We start from the raw sequence: 17,215 nt of genomic DNA on the forward strand, positions 1-17,215 counted from the left end.
ATTGCGGACATGCGGCAGCAGCCGTGCGAGGTCAGAGCGCTCGCTCGTCCCGGGTCAGGTTCGTGAACGCGTCCAGGTTTCGCGTGGACTCGCCGCGCGATACCCGCCACGCGTACTCCTTGCGGATCGCACTCGCGAATCCCAGCTCCAGCAGCGTGTTGAAGCTGCCGTCCGCCGCTTCCAGGACCGTGCCGAGCAGCCGGTCCAGCTCCTCCGGGGTGACCGCCGCGAGCGGGAGTTTGCCTGCGAGGTAGATGTCGCCCAGCCGGTCGACCGCGTAACTCACGCCGTAGAGGCGGAGGTTGCGCTCCAGGAGCCAGCGGTGCACCCCCGCCTCGTTCTCGTCGGGGTGGCGGATCACGAACGCGTTGATGGACAGCGCGTGCCGCCCGACGATCAGCGAGACCGTCGTGGACAGCTTGCGGGTGCCGGGGAGCTTGACGACGTAGGAGCCCGGAGCAGTGCTCTCCCACTCCAGTTCGGCGTCCTTGAGGGTCGCTTCGACCACCTGTCGCGCGTCAGCGTCAGCCATGCCGCGAGCGTACGCGAGTGGCGGAGGCGGAGCTCGGCGCAGGGTCAGCCGTGGTGGGTGTGTTCGCCGCGCCGGTACTCGTGCATCGCGGCCGTGTACACATCGGCCGTCGCCGAGGCCGCCGTGCCCCAGCCGAAGGACTGCGCGTGCCGGGCGGCGGCCCCGCCCATGCGGTCCACCAGACCAGGGTCGTCGATGAAACGACGCAGCGCGTGGGCGTAACCGGCCGGGTCGTGGCCCTGGACCAGGACGCCGGTGACCCCGTCGCGCACGGCCACCGGCAGGCCGCCGACCGCCGCCGCCACGACGGGGGTGCCGACCGCTTCCGCCTCCAGGGCCACGAGGCCGAACGACTCGCTGTACGACGGCATGACCAGCACCGACGCCGCCCGGAACCAGTCCGCGAGCCGGTCCTGCCCGACCGGCGGACAGAACCGGACCACATCGGCCACGCCGAGGCGTGCGGCGAGCTTCTGCAGCCCCTCGGGCTTGGCGAGGCCGCTGCCGCTCGGGCCGCCGACGACCGGGACGACGATCTTCTTACGGAGCGAGGGGTCCGCGTCGAGCAGCACCGCGACCGCGCGCAGCAGGATGTCCGGCGCCTTCAGGGGCTGGATGCGCCCGGCGAACAGCGGGATGAACGCGTCCTGCGGCAGGCCGAGCCGGGCGCGCGCCGCGGCCCGCCCGTCCGCCGGGCGGAAGCGGTCGAGATTCACGCCGGGGTGGACGACCGCGACCTTGCCGGGGTCGGACTCGTAGAAACGGATCAGCTCGTCCGCCTCCTCCGCCGTATTGGCGATGAGGCGGTCGGCGGCGCGCACGATCTGGGTCTCGCCGATGACGCGGGCGGCGGGCTCGGGGGTGTCGCCCTCGGCGAGCGAGGCGTTCTTGACCTTGGCCATGGTGTGCATGGCGTGCACCAGCGGGACGCCCCAGCGCTCGGCGGCGAGCCAGCCGACGTGCCCGGAGAGCCAGTAGTGGGAGTGCACGAGGTCGTAGTAGCCGGGCCGCTGTCCGGCCCAGGCCTGCATCACGCCGTGCGTGAAGGCGCACAGCTGCGCGGGCAGCTCCTCCTTGGCCAGTCCCTCGTACGGCCCGGCGTCGATGTGCCGCACGAGCACCCCGGGAGCGAGCTCCACGGACGCCGGGAGGCCGCCGGTGGTGGACCGGGTGAAGATCTCGACCTCTATGTTGATCGCGGCGAGGCGCTTGGCGAGCTCGACGATGTAGACGTTCATGCCGCCCGCGTCGCCCGTCCCCGGCTGGTGCAGCGGGGAGGTGTGGACGCTGAGCATGGCGATACGACGCGGCTTGCGATGGCCGCCGGGCAACCGCAGGCGGGGTGGCGCCGCCAGTGTACCGGCGAGTCGGGAGACGTACTGGCTCACGCGACGGTCCTCTTCGCTGGGGGCATGGCAGGGCGGGGGCACGAGAACCCCTGCAAGAGGCGCAAACAGTGGAACGCGCTCTCCCATTTCCGATTTGCCAAATCATTACCCGGGGTTCCTCAACCTTTACGGACGATCGCCCGCACTGTTCACGGGCGCTTAGGCTCACCTCATGGCTTCCCGCACGTCCTCCTCGCGCCCGGTGGGCGCCGTGACCCGCGGGACCACCAACCCCAACCGGCTGCGTCGAATGGACCGCTGGATCGCCGCCGTCCACGGCCACGAGCTGCGTCGTGGCGCGGATCCGGTGGCGGTCGACCTGGGGTACGGGGCCGCGCCGTGGACCGCCGTCGAGCTGCTCGGCCGGCTGCGTACCGTCGCCCCCGCCGTCGAGGTGGTGGGCATCGAGATCGAACCGGCCCGGGTGGCGGGCGCGAAGCCGTACGAGCGGGCGGGCCTCACCTTCCGCCACGGCGGCTTCGAGGTGCCGCTGCCGGACGCGCGGCGCCCCGCCCTGATCCGGGCGGCGAATGTGTTGCGGCAGTACGACGAGGGGGAGGTCGCCGCCGTCTGGGCGCGGCTGTGCGGGCGGCTGGCGCCTGGCGGCCTGCTGGTCGAGGGGACGTGCGATGAGATCGGGCGGCGGCACGTGTGGGTCGCGCTCGGGCCCGAGGGTCCGCGCACGGTCACCTTCGCGACCCGGCTCGGGTCGCTGGACCGCCCGTCGGACCTGGCGGAGCGGCTGCCCAAGGCGCTCATCCATCGCAATGTGCCGGGCGAACCGGTGCACGCGTTCCTGCGCGACTTCGACCGGGCGTGGGCCGCGGCGGCGCCGTACGCCTCGCTGGGCGCCCGGCAGCGCTGGATCAACGCGGTGCGCGCACTGTCCGCCGACTGGCCGCTGACGGACGGGCAACGACGGTGGCGGCAGGGTGAAGTGACGGTGAACTGGGCCGCTCTCCAGCCGCGTACCTCCTGAAACCACTTCGGGATCATCTTCAACGCCCGGCGGAATCAGGGAACGTGGGGCTCGGGCTGATCGTCTGAAACGTGTGAGAGGGACGTTCGAACCTGGTGGGTGAGGGGCGTTCGAAACGGGCGGGTGGGGCCTCTGTCACTTTCGCGGACGGCATGGCAGCATCACCGCAGCACACCTAAGTTACTGACGGTAAATCAGATATGGATCTGGGGGGAACTCGTGAACGGACGTCGCAGCGCCGCGACAGCAGCCGCGCTGACCTGCGCCTTGGCGGTGCTTTCGGTGCTCGCGGTGCCGGGCACGGCGTACGCCGACCCCAAGCCGCCCAGGAGCGAGCAGAAGCTCCAGGAGGTCCGCAGCGAGATCGACGGCCTCTACAGAAAGGCCGCGCTCGCCACCGACTCCTTCAATCTCGCCGAGGAGCGGGCCGACAAGCAGTCGTCGGAGATCGTGAAGCTGGCCCAGGAGATCGTCAAAGGGCAGAACAAAATCGACCGGCTGAAGAAGCGGGTCGGGGCCGAGGCCCGCGCCCAGTACCGCGGCGGCGGCCTGCCTGCCGAGGCGCGGCTGATGCTCAGCGGCGACCCGCAGCTTTTCCTGGACGGCGCGGGCCGCTTCCGCGAGGGCCAGCAGGCGACCAAGGGGCTGCTGGGTGAACTGTCCCGCACCCAGGCCGACTTGAAGATCTACACGCAGGACGCGACGGACCAGTGGAAGAAGCTGGAGTCCAACCGCAAGAAGAAGGAAGCGGCGAAGAAGGAAGTCAAGAAGCAGCTCGCCGCCGCCGAGAAGCTCGAATCGACGCTGGAGAAGGAGGAGCAGGCCCGGCTCCTCGCAATGGAACAGGAGGCCGAGCAGAAGGCGCAGACCGCCTGGCTCGACTCCGGCGCGCTCAAGGCCATCGGCGGCAAGGCGACGGCCGCGGGCAAGACCGCCGTCGCGTACGCGACCGCGCAGATGGGCAAGCCGTACGTCTGGGGCGCGGAGGGCCCGGGGTCCTTCGACTGCTCCGGCCTGACGTCACAGGCGTGGCTCGCGGCCGGACGTGGCATCCCGCGCACCTCGCAGGAGCAGTGGAAGCAGCTGCCGCGGGTCGCCACGAAGGACATGCTGCCGGGCGACCTGATCATCTACTTCGGCGACGCGAGCCATGTCGGGATGTACATCGGCGACGGCGCCATCGTGCACGCACCGCGCCCGGGCCGGGACGTGACGATCGCGGGCGCGGGCTCGATGCCGATACTCGGGGTCGTACGACCGGGGAACTAGCGGACGGCGGCACGGCACGGGCACGGCGTGCGGCGGCCGGCGACGGTGCGGAGCACGGGCACAGCAGGCGCGGCAGGCGGCGGCGCGGAGCACGGGCGGGCGCGGCAGGCGCCGGGCACGGACCACGGTCGCGGCAGGCGCGGCAGGCGGCGGCGCGGAGCACGGGCGGGCGCGGCAGGCGCCGGGCACGGACCACGGTCGCGGCAGGCGCGGCAGGACAGCCTCGGCCCGGCTCCCCCGGGCGGCCTCCGACGGCCTCCTCCGCCTCCTCTACCGCCCTGACCGGAACCCCGGCGGGGCGGCCCGCGTCAGAAGCCCGGGTGCGGCGTCGGTCGGCCTCGGGTGCGGGCCGTCGGCCGGTTTCCGGGTTCGGTCCTGACCGGTGGCTCCGGGACGGTCTCGGGGCGATTCCGGGGCGTCACCGGTTCGCCTCCTGGGCGGGTCCGGGCGGGCCCTCCACAGGTGGGCTTCGCAGGGCCCGTGAAATGCTCTCCGGGCGGCGCGCTCGGCGTGATGTTCGTCATGGGTGCCTGCCCCTCCCACCCCGTCGAATGCGTTGTGGGAAGCGGCATATGACGATGACGGTTCCCCTCGGGCCATTCCGTTGCGGCGCCGGGTAACGCTAAGGTCCCCGTTTGGCGGAACGTCGATCGTCGTGCCGCCGCGCCCTCGGGGGGAGGGAAGGAATCCAACCGATGCCCGTACCCATACCGCGGCAGCGAGCGAGCCCGGCCGTGGAGAACGGTCAGGCCGGTCCGCCGCAGCACCCGACCGGGACCGCGCCGTCCGGCGCGCCCGCGCCCGTCTCCGTGCCCGCACCGTCCGCGCCGTCCGCATACGGCACCGACCTGACGCTGCTGGTGATCGAGGACGGCCCGGCGGGGACGTTCACCGTGCCCTCACTGCTCGACGCGGCCGGTACCCGGGTCCGTATCCGCACCGCTCGCAACCTCACCGAGGCCGAGCGGCTGCTCACGGACGACGTCCACTGCATCCTGCTCGACCTCGACCTGCCCGCTCCCGAGGGCTCGGACGACGAGCTGGCCACGCTGCGGCGCGTACTGCGGCTCGCGCCGCGTCACGCCGTGCTGGCGCTGACCGCCGAGACCGACACCGAGCGCGCCTCGGAGGCGGTACGGGTCGGCGCCCAGGACTATCTCTTCCGCGACGAGCTGGACGGGCGCCAGCTCAGCCGCGCCATCCGGTACGCGGTGGAGCGCAAGCGCGCCGACACCGCGCAGCACAAGCTCGCCGAGTCACGGCTGCGTGCCCAGGAGAACGCCCGCCTGGAGCGCGGCCTGCTGCCGAAGCCGCTGCTCGAAGGCTCGAACCTGCGCTTCGCCTCGCGCTACCGGCCGGGGCGCTCGCGCGCGCTGCTCGGCGGGGACTTCTACGACACCGTCCGCACCTCCGACGGCACGGTCCACGCGATGATCGGCGACGTCTGCGGCCACGGCCCGGACGAGGCCGCGCTCGGCGTGGAACTGCGCATAGCCTGGCGCGCGTTGACCTTCGCCGGCCTGTGCGGCGACGAGCTGCTCTCCACCCTCCAGCAGGTGCTGGAGCACGAGCGCGCGAGCGAGGAAATCTTCGCGACCCTGTGCACGGTCGACATCGCGCCGGACGGCCGACGGGCGGGCCTGTGCCTGGCCGGGCACCCGGCGCCGCTGATCGCCCGCAGCGGCGAGGCCGCCAAGCTGCTTCCGTACGAGAACGGGGGCCCCGCCCTCGGCCTGCTGCCGCGCGCACGCTGGCCACGCCGACAGGTGGAGCTGGGCGGCTCCTGGAGCCTGATGATGTACACGGACGGGCTCATCGAGGGTCGCGTCGGCCCGCCAGGCACGAAGCAGCGGCTGGGCCAGGACGGCATGGTCGAGATGATCAACCGCCAGCTGGCGGCCGGCCTGAGCGGCGAGGAGCTGCTGGAGGCCGCGGTCACCGAGGTGCGGGACCTGAACGGCGGGGAGCTGACCGACGACGTGGCCGTACTGCTCCTGGACCGCAACCGGCCCTGACTCCGACGCCTGGCACCCGAAACCCGGAGGGACGGGCAGGAGCCCGGCGAGCCGGCTGCGCCTGCGGCCACGGTCGGGACCGGGCCCTCATGGGCCCGGGGGGTCCAGGCGGTCCAGGGGGCTCAGCGACCGCCGTTGTACGGCCCATACGGACCGTCGCTGCTGCTGCCGCCCTTACGGCCGCCACCGCCACGGCCGCCGCCCGAGACCTCCTTGATCGCGGGACGTACGTCCACCATGAAGACGATCGTGGCGACGAGTCCGGCGATCTGCAGGAACAGCATCGGGACAAAGAGGTTCACGGCCACCGTGACGCCGAGGAGCACCAGCCAGAAGACCTTGGTCTTCTTGTCGGCGGCGCGGTAGGCGTCCTCACGGGCCGTCGCGGCGAAGAACAGCGCCACCACGGCGAGGACGAGCATGGCGAGGTTGAGCAACGACATCAGAGTGCCGAATCCCGAAAGCAACATGCTGTGCACCGCCTAGAGAGTGGGTGAGCGCCTCGCGGCCAAGGTACCTGGACAACGGGCCGGACACCCATAAGGTGCCCGGCCCGCCTGCCATGTACTGCGTGCTTGTGCACGCGCGCATACGTGCCTGTGCCGATGCGCCCGCGCCGATCGGTTCGTGCCTACTTCTCCGCTGTCGGCGTGGCCTTCTTGGCCGTCGACTTGCGCGGGGTGGCCTTCTTCGCCGGAGCGGCACCGGAGTCGGCGCTCTTGGCCTCCGTGGCCGTGCCCGTCTCCGTGTCGGCGGCGGTCCGGGTCTCCGGGTCGGGCTCGACGGCGACCGCGATCTCGTTGATCTCCTCGGCCGCCTCGCCGCGCCACATCTTCACGGTCTGCTCGCCGTGCTCGGCGACCCGCTCGTACGTCTCGCGCACCTTGACCGCGGCCTCGGCGGCGTAGCCGACGCCCCGCAGCGCGATGTCCTGGGCCGACTCGCCCAGCTTCTTCAGGTCGGTGTCGAAGCCGCCGAGCACCTCGGTGACCTTCGCCTGGGCCTCCTTGGCCTGGCTGACCACCTTGTCCTGCACGACCTTGGGGTCGGTGTTGCGTACGGACTCGATACGGGACGGGACCTCGGTGCGCAGCTGATCGATCAGCGCGGGAACCTTCTTCGCCTGCTGTACGGCGTTGTCGGCGGTGCCGGCCACGAAGTAGAAGGGGGTCGGATCGGTGAAGGTCTTACGCAGGTCATCGGTGATGGCCATGACTGTGGTCCTCCCGGATCAGTTCAGTGTGAGGGTGAGTCGGCTTCACTGCCGTCGGCACCGGTCGTGTCCGGGCCGTCCAGTCCGTTTTCCTTGCGGAAAGACTCGTAGATCTGCAGCAGCACCTGCTTCTGCCGCTCGTTGATCGAGGGGTCGGCCAGGATGACGGCTCGCGTCTCCAGCTCGTCCCGCTCCCGCTCATCGAGGATCCCTGCCTGCACGTACAACGTCTCGGCGGAGATCCGCAGCGCCTTCGCAAGCTGCTGCAAGATGTCCGCGCTCGGCTTGCGCAGGCCGCGTTCGATCTGACTGAGGTACGGATTGGACACCCCGGCGGCTTCGGCAAGCTGCCGCAACGACAGCTGCGCGGTACGCCGCTGCTCGCGCAGGTACTCGCCGAGATTTCCGACGTTGAGTGATGCCATGACTCGATGGTGCGCCACGAGTGCTAACTTTTGCAAGCACATGCTTGCAAAAGTGTTCCATGCCACCTGATCGCCGGCTGGGCCCGGTCCCGATTGTCCGGTCCCAGCGATGTGTGGGCAGTCCCGCTGTTCCGGTTGGTACTGGTCGGCGACCTGCTGCGGGCACGTCGGCTACGAGTCGTGGCTGGAGCGCGACCATCTGATGCTGCTCGACTTCAACCCGCGGGTGACGGCGGTCTCCTCGCAGCCCTTGTTTGACGGCCGTCTGCACATGGTGGCGGCTTTTGAGGGGACTGCGGTCCGCCTCGTCGATGAGAGGCAGTCGCCGAGTGTGGTGCTCTTGGCACATCTGTTGTCGTCTGCCGGCTTCGAGGTGATGACGCTCCCTGAAAGCGGCCACCTGGCACTCGGGGGTGGGGCAAACCTGCTCTGTGGATCTCCCCACCCATCGTGTGATCTTGCTCGGTGTGTCGGGATGACGAGATCTTGTCCGGGAGAGCCTGCGCGCGCACTGTTCGGCCTGTTCGGGGGCCTGATTGCTCACCCTGTATGAGGCCCCTGCGTGACCCAGACGCGGCCGATGAGTAGACCCGGAGAAAGGAGATAACCGCCGACCCCGGCCGTTGTCTGGCAGCACACGGCTGCCGGACAAGGTCGCCCACCGCCGAAATCAGACGGCTTCGCGCAGGTACAGGTCACGCAGCAGGCCGATCTCGCCGCCGTGATGTGTGACCTCTTTCAGAGCATGCAGCGCGAGCTTCAGATAGGTCTCATCGGCCCAACCGCCTGGGCCCATGCCTATCGGCGCCAACAGGCGTTTGTCGCCGAGGGCTGCGATACGGGAGATGAAGTGCTCCCAGTCCTCGGCGAGCGCCTGGACGCCCTCTTTCGCGGTGCCCGGCCACTCGTGGCGGTCGCCGAACTCGGGAACGTCCTCGAAGAAGTGGATCACATAGCCGCGCAGGCAGAGGCTGCCGATGTGCCAGATGCGCCAGGCGATCGTCGTAAAGGGGTCCGGTGCCTCCGGACTCGATTCCGGAAATAGCGTGGCGACGCGGAAGACGCCGTCGTCGCCGGGGCGGATGCTGATGCAGTCGCTGACCGGCTCCCAGTGGTACTCGGCGTCGGTCAGGCCCTCCAGGCGCTCGAACAGCCGGAATCGCACGTTTTCGAAGATCGCGAGAATGTCGCGCGTGACGGGGTCGGGCACGATCAGGTCAGCCATGTCAACTCCAGGCTCGGTGGTTTCGGGTCGGTCGGGATGATCAGGATCGACGGGTCGGCCGGCTCGGTCACGTGCCGCCGCCTCGTCGTGTGTCGCCGGGTGCGAGCAGGCTGGTGAGTTCGGCGATGGCTTGAAGTAGCGGCGCAGGGCGATCGAGCGTTATCGCAAACAATTTCATCTGCATGGGCATGGCATCGCCGAACCGATCGGTGGGCTTCCGCGATGAACACCCTCGAACCAACTGCCTACGGCTGAGCGGGAAACCGACCGGCAACCTGTCCCACTCAACCGTAGGCACCGCAGGTCAGAGCCTCCCCCTGCCCACAGTTGTCTGCGACAGGACACCGGTCCCGATGCCCGCTCAGCCGGCGGGAGTGCCGAACCACTTGGGCAGTTGGCCGAGCAGATCCCGCTGATCCTCGCCGACCCAGGCCACATGGCCGTCCGGGCGCAGCAGCACCGAGGGCGCGTCCCGTTCCTCGCCGACGTCGACGACGTGGTCGACCCGGTCCGCCCAGCCCGTCACCGAGAGCCGGCCGGTCCGGTCCAGCAGCAGACCGCGGCCGGCGCGCATCAGCTCGTACAGGCGCCCCTGCTTCAGCTGCGTGTCCCGCATCCGCCGGCCGAGCAGTTCGTGGCCCTCGCCGAAGTCGTAGCGGATCCCGACCGCGGTGATCATCCCGGTCACGTACCGGTTCACCTCCTCGAAATCCATCAGCGTCGAGAACAGCTCCCGCAGCGCGGTCGCCCCCGGGTCGGTACCCAGCAGTGTGATCTGCGCGCGGGTGTTGTTCAGCACGCGCGCGCCCACCGGGTGGCGTTCACTGTGGTAGCTGTCGAGGAGACCTTCCGGCGCCCAGCCGTTGACCTCGGCGGCCAGCTTCCAGCCGAGGTTGAACGCGTCCTGCACGCCGAGGTTGAGTCCCTGTCCGCCGGTCGGCGGGTGGATGTGCGCAGCGTCGCCGGCCAGCAGCACCCGGCCGACCCGGTAGCGCTCGGCCTGCCGGGTGGCGTCGCCGAACCGGGAGAGCCAACGCGGCGAGTGCACGCCGAAGTCGGTGCCCGCGTGGGCCCGCAGCTGCTGCTTGAAATCGTCGAGGGTCGGCCCGGCCGCACGGTCCTCGGCCACCCCGTCGGCGGGCACGACGACGCGGCACACTCCGTCCTCGCCGGGGGCGACCCCGAACCGCAGTTGGGTCCTGCGCACCTCCTCGACGACGGCGGCGATCTTTGCCGGATCCTCGGTCACCTCCATCTCGCCAAGTAGCGTCTCGACCTTGGCGGGCTCGCCGGGGAAACCGACGCCGAGCAGCTTGCGCACCACACTGCGCCCGCCCTCGCAGCCGACGAGGTAGCGCGAGCGCAGGCTCGTACCGTCCGCCAGCTCGACGGTCACCCCGTCCGCGCCGGACTGGCTCAGCCCGACCACTTCGCAGCCGCGCCGGATGTCGGTACCGAGCTCGACGGCGCGCTCGTGGAGCAGCCGTTCGGTGAGCGGCTGCGGGGTGGCGACGCCGTACGGGTGGGCCGTGTCCAACCGGTCCGGCCACGGCTTCACGATGCCGCCGAAGAGGCCTCCGACCTGGAACTTCTCACTGACCGCGAGGAACCGGTCCAGCAGTCCGCGCTGGTCCATCACCTCGACACTGCGCGCGTGCAGGCCCTGCCCGCGGGACTGTTCGGTCGGCTCGGTCAGCTTCTCCAGCACGACCACGTGCACTCCGGCCAGCCGCAGCTCGCAGGCCAGCATCAAGCCGGTCGGCCCGCCGCCGGCCACGATCACGTCAATCATCAGAACGCCCATTCAACGAGATTGGAGTTCGGCCGGCCGCCCCGCGCGGTTCGGCGGCACGCGCCCCCGCACCCCCGCACCTCCGCGCCGAGTTCCCGCGACCGCGCCGGCCGATCCCGGAGCCCAGGACCATCAGTCCCGGGAGGAACACGGCCCACGTCAGGGAGTTCAGGAATTTACGGGTCCCCGATATCGGCGTTGGGGGGACTTGCGGGCGGGGAGCCGGCGTGGCCTCGGGCGGGATCCTGCCTGCCGCGGTCGCGTCGTTCCCGCCCATGCCCCCGCCCCTGCCCTTTTCGCCCGCGCTCGTTCGTTCGCCTATTCGCTCGCTGCCGACACACTACCGACGGACAGCCACCTCGCCCTCGGCGTCCGTGTGCTGGTTTCCGCGCACCGCGTCCAAGTACTCCGCCATCGCGTCCCTGTTGCGGGTCAGGCACTCGATGCGCTCGGTCATCCGGTCGCGTTCGCGGGTCAGCGTGGCAAGCATCTCGGGTGTCGCGTCGGGGAAGTGGATGATCCGGGGCTTGTTGAGGCACGGGAGGATCTGCTTAATGATCCGGGTCGGCAGGCCCGCGTCGAGCAGCCCCCTGATCTGCAGGACCCGGTCGACGAAGGCCTCGTCGTAGGCGCGGTAGCCGTTCGGGGAGCGGTCGGAGACGATCAGTCCCTGCTCCTCGTAGTAGCGCAGCAGCCGCCGGGGGGTCCCCGTACGCTCCGAAAGCTCGCCGATCCGCATGTGACGTCCTCGCATCCCGGCGCCCGAATTTCGCCGCTTGACCTTCACATCAATGTGAGGGTTCGAGCATAGGCCGCATGCGAAACCACACCACACGAATCGCCGGACCCCCCGCCCAGAACACCCGGACCGAGCCCCAAAAGCTGCCCATGGCCGCCCTGTTGGCGCTGACCGTGGCCGTGTTCCTCACCAGCCTGACCGAGACGCTGCCCGCCGGCGTGCTCCCCGCCATGAGCGCCGATCTGGCGGTCGGCGAGTCCGCGATGGGGCAGTCGGTGACGGTCTACGCGGTCGGGACCGCGCTCACCGCGATTCCGCTGTCCGCGGCCACCGCGGGATGGCGGCGCAAGCGGCTGCTGGTGACGGCGATGGCGGCCTTCGCCGTCGCCAACGCGGTCACCGCGGCCTCCGACACCTACCCCCTCACCATGGCCGCCCGATTCGTCGCCGGAGTCGCCGCGGGCCTGGCCTGGGCGATGCTGGCCGGATACGCCCGCCGCATGGCCCCCGTGCACCTCCAGGGCAAGGCGATCGCCGTCGTCATGAGCGGTATACCGGTCGCTCTGGCGCTGGGCGTGCCCGCGGGCACCTTCCTGGGCGAGGCCCTCGGCTGGCGGGTGACGTTCGCGCTGATGACCGTGATCGCCGTGGTCGTGATCGGCTGGATCGGGGCCGCGGTCCCCGACCGACCCGGGCAGCGGGCCGGGGCCCGGACGCCGATGTTGCGGGCCCTCGCCCTGCCCGGCGTGGCACCCGTCCTGTTCGTCACCCTGGTCTTCGTGCTGGCCCACACCATCCTCTACGCGTACATCGCGCCGTTCCTCGACGGCCTCGGGATGGGCGGCTCGACCGGGCTCGTCCTGCTGGTCTTCGGCCTCGCGTCCATGGCCGGCATCTGGGTCGTGGGCGCGCACATCGACCGCCGGCTGCGCGCGCTCACCATCGCCGGCACGGCCTTGTTCGCCGTGGCGGCCACGATCCTGGCGGTGTTCGCCGACAGCCCCGCCCTGGTCTACGCCGCGGTGACGCTGTGGGGGCTCGGGTTCGGCGGCGCCCCCACCCTGCTCCAGACCGCCGTGGCGGATGCCGGCGGCGAGTCCGCGGACGCCGCGCAGGCCATGCTCGTGACCCTGTGGAACGCGGCGATGGCGGGCGGCGGAGTCGTCGGCGGGGTCCTCCTCGACCGCCTCGGCGCCACCTCCTTCCCCTGGACCGTGCTGGCGCTGCTGGCCCCGGTGCTGGCCGTGGTCGTGGGCGCCCGCACCCATGGCTTTCCGGGCGAGCGTGTACGTACGACGCCCTGAACCCGGGATCGTCGGCGGCCGACGCGCACGTAGGACATCCTGAGCAGTCGGACGGTGTCCTGGGCGGCCCGGCCCGGGCGCCGGTCACTCGTTCGGACGGGACCCGGGGAAGGGTTTGACCTCAAGATTGGTTGAGGTTCTAGCGTGCTGTGTGCGCCCCGGGCCACACCGGCCGACGGGCACCGCGTCGGCCCACCAGATTCCGGAGGCACCCCATGGACATGGAAGTCACCGCGTGGACATCGCTGCACAGCGCGATGAACGCCCAGCAGGACCGCAGGCCCTTCTCCCGGGCGACTCTGCACCGCATCGCTTCCTTCGCCCGTCCGCACCGTCGGCAGCTCTACCAATTCCTCGTGCTCAGCGTGATCACCGCCCTGCTCGCGGTGGCCACTCCGGTGCTCGCCGGACGCGTCGTGGACGCGATCGTCCAGGGCAAGGAGTCCGGCACAGTCACCCGGATCGCACTGCTCATCGCCGTCATCGCCGTGGCCGAGGCGGGGCTCGGCCTGCTCACCCGCCGGCTGTCGGCCACCCTCGGCGAAGGGCTGATCCTCGATCTGCGCACGGCGGTGTTCGACCACGTCCAGCGGATGCCGGTCGCCTTCTTCACCCGTACCCGCACCGGCGCGCTCGTCAGTCGGCTCAACAATGACGTCATCGGCGCTCAACGGGCCTTCAGCAACACCCTGTCCGGCGTCGTCTCCAACCTCGTCACCCTGCTGCTGACCCTCGCCGTGATGCTCAGCATCTCCTGGCAGATCACCCTGCTCGCGCTGGTCCTGCTGCCGGTGTTCGTCATTCCCGCCCGCCGGATGGGCGCCCGGATGGCGAAGCTCCAGCGCGAGGCCGCCAATCTCAACGCGGCCATGGGCACGCAGATGACCGAGCGGTTCTCCGCCCCCGGCGCGACCCTCGTCAAGCTCTTCGGGCGGCCCGCCGACGAGTCCGCCGAGTTCGCGGCCCGCGCCAGGCGGGTGCGCGACATCGGCATCCGTACGGCCATGGCGCAGTCCACCTTCATCACCGCGCTCACCCTGGTGTCCGCCCTGGCGCTCGCCCTGGTCTACGGCCTCGGCGGCTTCTACGCCCTGCGCGGCAGCCTCGAACCGGGCGCGGTCGTCGCCCTCGCCCTGCTCCTCACCCGCCTGTACGCCCCGCTGACCGCACTGGCCGGCGCCCGGGTCGAGGTGATGAGCGCCCTGGTGAGCTTCGAGCGGGTCTTCGAGATCCTCGGCCTGAAGCCGCTGATCGCCGAGAAGCCGGACGCCCGCCGGGTGCCGGACGGGCCGGTGTCCGTGGAGTTCGACCAGGTCTCCTTCGCCTACCCGTCCGCCGACAAGGTCTCCCTCGCCTCCCTGGAGGATGTCGCGACGCTGGACGCCCGCGGCGGCACCGAGGTTCTGCATGGCATCTCTTTCCGCGCCGAGCCCGGCAAGATGGTCGCCCTGGTCGGCTCGTCCGGCGCGGGCAAGTCGACGATCGCGCAGCTCCTGCCGCGCCTGTACGACGCCGACGCCGGGTCGGTGCGGCTGAACGGCGTCGATGTGCGCGATCTGAGCGCCGACTCGATCCGCGAGACCCTCGGCATGGTCACCCAGGACGGGCACCTCTTCCACGAGTCGGTCCGCGCCAACCTGCTCCTCGCCCGGCCCGGCGCCACCGAGGAGGACATCTGGGACGCCCTGCGGCGCTCCCGCCTCGACGGCCTGGTGGCCGCGCTGCCCGACGGCCTGGACACCGTCGTCGGCGAACGCGGCTACCGCTTCTCCGGCGGTGAAAGGCAGCGGCTGACCATCGCCCGGCTGCTGCTGGCCCGCCAGCGGGTCGTCATCCTCGACGAGGCGACCGCGCACCTCGACTCCACCTCCGAGGCAGCCGTCCAGGAGGCCCTGGCGGAGGCACTGGAGGGCCGGACCGCCGTGGTGATCGCGCACCGGCTGTCGACCGTACGGGCCGCGGACCTGATCCTGGTCGTCGAGGACGGCCGGGTCGTGGAACGCGGCACCCACACGGAGCTGTTGGCGGTCGGTGGCCGGTACGAGGAGCTGTACCGCACGCAGTTCGAACGCCCGGAGGCGGAGGAGTCGCAGGCCGTGCGCTGAGTGCCCGACAAGAGCGCCCGCCCTCGATAGACGTTCTCTTCCGGATCATCCATCACGGGAGCAATTGTTACGCTGGGAGGTATGACTGCCATGACGCCCACCCGAACCGAACCGGACCTGTCCTTCCTCCTCGACCACACCAGCCATGTCCTGCGCACCCGGATGTCGGCCGCGCTCGCCGAGATCGGGCTCACCGCGCGCATGCACTGCGTGCTGGTCCACGCACTGGAGGAGGAGCGCACCCAGGCGCAGCTCGCGGAGATCGGGGACATGGACAAGACCACCATGGTCGTGACGGTGGACGCCCTGGAGAAGGCCGGTCTCGCCGAGCGGCGACCGTCCGCCCAGGACCGGCGGGCGCGGATCATCGTCGTCTCCGACGCGGGGGCCCGCGCCGCCGCGCAGAGCCAGCAGATCGTCGACCGTGTGCACGAGGAAGCCCTGACGGCCCTCCCCGAGCGGGAGTGGAAGGCGCTGCTGGACGGCTTGAAGCGACTGGTCGACGTGCACCTGGCCAGCCCGGCCGAGACCTCCCGGCCGGCCAGGCGGCCCCGGCAGTAGGGAGAGGCGGCAGGGACTCCGTACGAACGGAGGGGCGGACGCGGGAAGCGGGAAGCGGGAAGCGGGAAGCGGGACCGTAAAAGATAGTCTACAACGGAACTATCTGCTACGGTCTCTCTTATCGCCTTCTTCGACAGGGGAGTCCCGCCATGCCCGTCCCGCACGCCGTACCCGTTCCCCCTTCCGCCGGTCTCCGGTCACGCTGGGCGGCCCTCGGTGTCATCGCCACCGGGCTGCTGATGACCATCCTGGACGGCAGCATCGTCACCGTGGCGATGCCCGCCATCCAGGACGACCTGGGCTTCTCCCCCGCGGGACTCAGCTGGGTCGTGAACGCCTACCTGATCGCGTTCGGCAGTCTGCTCCTGCTCGCCGGGCGGCTCGGGGACCTGATCGGCCGCAAGCGCATGTTCCTCGCCGGTACGGTCGTCTTCACCGCCGCCTCGCTCCTGGCGGGCTTCGCCGCATCCCCCGCGCTGCTGATAGCCGCCCGCTTCTTGCAGGGAATCGGCAGCGCGATGGCCGCGGCCGTCGGCCTCGGCATCCTCGTGACGCTGTTCACCGACCCCAGGGAACGCGCCAAGGCCATCGCCGTGTTCAGCTTCACCGGTGCGGCCGGCGCGTCGATCGGCCAGGTGCTCGGCGGCGTACTCACCGACGCACTCGACTGGCACTGGATCTTCTTCATCAACCTGCCGATCGGGCTCGCGACCCTCGCGTTCGCCCTGCCGGCACTGCCCGCCGACCGCGGGATCGGCCTGCGGGCAGGAGCGGACGCCGTGGGCGCCCTGCTGGTCACGGCCGGGCTGATGCTGGGGATCTACACGGTCGTCAAGGTCGAGGAGTACGGCTGGGTCTCGGCCCACGCCCTTGGTCTCGGCGCGGTCGCCGCCGGCCTGCTCGCCGCGTTCCTCGTCCGCCAGGCCACCGCCGGGGCCCCCCTCATGCCGCTGCGCATCTTCCGGTCACGCGCCGTCTCGGCCGCCAACCTGATCCAGATGCTCATGGTGGCCGCGCTCTTCTCCTTCCAGATCCTCGTCGCCCTCTACCTCCAGCAGGTGCTCGGATACGGCGCGGCCAAGACCGGCCTGGCCATGCTCCCGGCGGCGGCGGTCATCGGAGCCGTGTCGCTGGGAGTCTCCGCCCGCCTCAACACCCGCTTCGGTGAGCGCAATGTCCTCCTGGCCGGGCTCGTACTCCTCATCGCGGTACTCGGACTGCTCACCCGCCTGCCGGCCGACGCGAACTACGTCACCGACCTGCTCCCCGTGATGCTGCTCGCGGCCGGCTTCGGGCTCGCGCTCCCCGCGCTGACCACGCTCGGGATGTCCGGCGCGAAGGACGAGGACGCCGGGCTCGTGTCCGGCCTGTTCAACACCACCCAGCAGATCGGCATGGCCCTGGGAGTCGCGGTGCTCTCCACGCTGGCGGCCTCCCGCACCGACCGCCTCCTCACAGCAGGCAGCAGCCGGGCCGAGGCGCTGACCGACGGCTACCGGCTGGCCTTCACCGTCGGCGCCGGGCTGCTGATCGCCGCCCTGGTGATCGCATTCACCATGCTGCGCCGGCCCGCCACCACGACTCCGGCCGACGATGCCGCCATCCTCGTCCAGGTCTGATGTCACATCCTCCCGTCGCGGCCCGTCGAAGCGGTGTACGCCGTCGGCG

The 17,215-nt window shown here is 70.8% G+C and carries 15 protein-coding genes; 7 read left to right on the forward strand and 8 right to left on the reverse strand.

Translation table 11 applies throughout. From position 1 onward, the window contains the following. Positions 1-31 precede the first annotated feature (31 nt). Positions 32-532: a YbjN domain-containing protein gene (locus ACLLJJ_RS15910; protein WP_434591487.1), complete on the reverse strand. Its 501-nt coding sequence runs from the start codon at positions 530-532 to the stop codon at positions 32-34. A 44-nt stretch (positions 533-576) separates the two neighbouring features. After that, positions 577-1,920, reverse strand: a complete 1,344-nt coding sequence (mshA, locus tag ACLLJJ_RS15915; RefSeq protein ID WP_434591489.1) for a D-inositol-3-phosphate glycosyltransferase — start codon at positions 1,918-1,920, stop codon at positions 577-579. Between the two features lie 172 nt (positions 1,921-2,092). Between mshA and ACLLJJ_RS15920 the strand changes: the two genes are divergently transcribed. From ACLLJJ_RS15920 to ACLLJJ_RS15930, 3 genes are all read left to right on the forward strand, one after another. Beyond that, entirely contained in the window at positions 2,093-2,899 is an 807-nt protein-coding gene (locus tag ACLLJJ_RS15920; RefSeq protein WP_434591492.1) for a class I SAM-dependent methyltransferase, read from the forward strand. 219 nt (positions 2,900-3,118) lie between these two features. Then, positions 3,119-4,168, forward strand: coding sequence for an NlpC/P60 family protein (locus ACLLJJ_RS15925; protein WP_434591495.1), 1,050 nt, complete (start codon positions 3,119-3,121; stop codon positions 4,166-4,168). A 695-nt stretch (positions 4,169-4,863) separates the two neighbouring features. Then, positions 4,864-6,183: a PP2C family protein-serine/threonine phosphatase gene (locus tag ACLLJJ_RS15930; RefSeq protein ID WP_434591497.1), complete on the forward strand. Its 1,320-nt coding sequence runs from the start codon at positions 4,864-4,866 to the stop codon at positions 6,181-6,183. 122 nt (positions 6,184-6,305) lie between these two features. On the opposite strand, the gene ACLLJJ_RS15935 is transcribed toward ACLLJJ_RS15930, so the two are convergent. The 6 genes from ACLLJJ_RS15935 to ACLLJJ_RS15960 all read right to left on the reverse strand — a co-directional run bounded on the left by ACLLJJ_RS15935 (position 6,306) and on the right by ACLLJJ_RS15960 (position 11,577). After that, a complete protein-coding gene (locus tag ACLLJJ_RS15935; protein WP_283522124.1) occupies positions 6,306-6,653 on the reverse strand; it encodes a DUF2516 family protein in 348 nt (115 codons plus the stop codon). Between the two features lie 161 nt (positions 6,654-6,814). After that, a complete protein-coding gene (locus tag ACLLJJ_RS15940) occupies positions 6,815-7,396 on the reverse strand; it encodes a hypothetical protein (protein ID WP_434591499.1) in 582 nt (193 codons plus the stop codon). Between the two features lie 23 nt (positions 7,397-7,419). Then, positions 7,420-7,821, reverse strand: a complete 402-nt coding sequence (locus ACLLJJ_RS15945) for a helix-turn-helix domain-containing protein (protein ID WP_434591502.1) — start codon at positions 7,819-7,821, stop codon at positions 7,420-7,422. Positions 7,822-8,491: 670 nt separating this feature from the next. Beyond that, positions 8,492-9,046, reverse strand: coding sequence for a DinB family protein (locus ACLLJJ_RS15950; protein ID WP_434591505.1), 555 nt, complete (start codon positions 9,044-9,046; stop codon positions 8,492-8,494). 361 nt (positions 9,047-9,407) lie between these two features. Continuing rightward, a complete protein-coding gene (gene rox / locus ACLLJJ_RS15955; protein WP_434591508.1) occupies positions 9,408-10,838 on the reverse strand; it encodes a rifampin monooxygenase in 1,431 nt (476 codons plus the stop codon). A gap of 340 nt (positions 10,839-11,178) precedes the next feature. Beyond that, the gene (locus ACLLJJ_RS15960) at positions 11,179-11,577 is read right to left on the reverse strand and encodes a MerR family transcriptional regulator (protein ID WP_434591510.1); all 399 of its coding nucleotides are present in this window, start codon (positions 11,575-11,577) and stop codon (positions 11,179-11,181) included. Positions 11,578-11,654: 77 nt separating this feature from the next. On the opposite strand from ACLLJJ_RS15960, the gene ACLLJJ_RS15965 reads away from it, so the two are divergent. The 4 genes from ACLLJJ_RS15965 to ACLLJJ_RS15980 all read left to right on the forward strand — a co-directional run bounded on the left by ACLLJJ_RS15965 (position 11,655) and on the right by ACLLJJ_RS15980 (position 17,166). Beyond that, positions 11,655-12,881, forward strand: coding sequence for an MFS transporter (locus tag ACLLJJ_RS15965; protein WP_434591512.1), 1,227 nt, complete (start codon positions 11,655-11,657; stop codon positions 12,879-12,881). A 215-nt stretch (positions 12,882-13,096) separates the two neighbouring features. Continuing rightward, positions 13,097-14,986 (forward strand): ABC transporter ATP-binding protein, encoded by a 1,890-nt coding sequence (locus ACLLJJ_RS15970; protein WP_434591515.1) that lies wholly within the window; start codon positions 13,097-13,099, stop codon positions 14,984-14,986. Positions 14,987-15,067: 81 nt separating this feature from the next. After that, positions 15,068-15,547 (forward strand): MarR family winged helix-turn-helix transcriptional regulator, encoded by a 480-nt coding sequence (locus ACLLJJ_RS15975; RefSeq protein ID WP_434591517.1) that lies wholly within the window; start codon positions 15,068-15,070, stop codon positions 15,545-15,547. A gap of 149 nt (positions 15,548-15,696) precedes the next feature. Beyond that, on the forward strand, positions 15,697-17,166 hold the full coding sequence (locus ACLLJJ_RS15980; protein ID WP_434591520.1) for an MFS transporter: 1,470 nt from the start codon (positions 15,697-15,699) through the stop codon (positions 17,164-17,166). The last annotated feature ends 49 nt before the right edge of the window (positions 17,167-17,215 follow it).

This window comes from Streptomyces sp. A5-4 (assembly GCF_051131715.1).
In the GTDB taxonomy this organism is placed as follows: Bacteria; Actinomycetota; Actinomycetes; order Streptomycetales; family Streptomycetaceae; genus Streptomyces.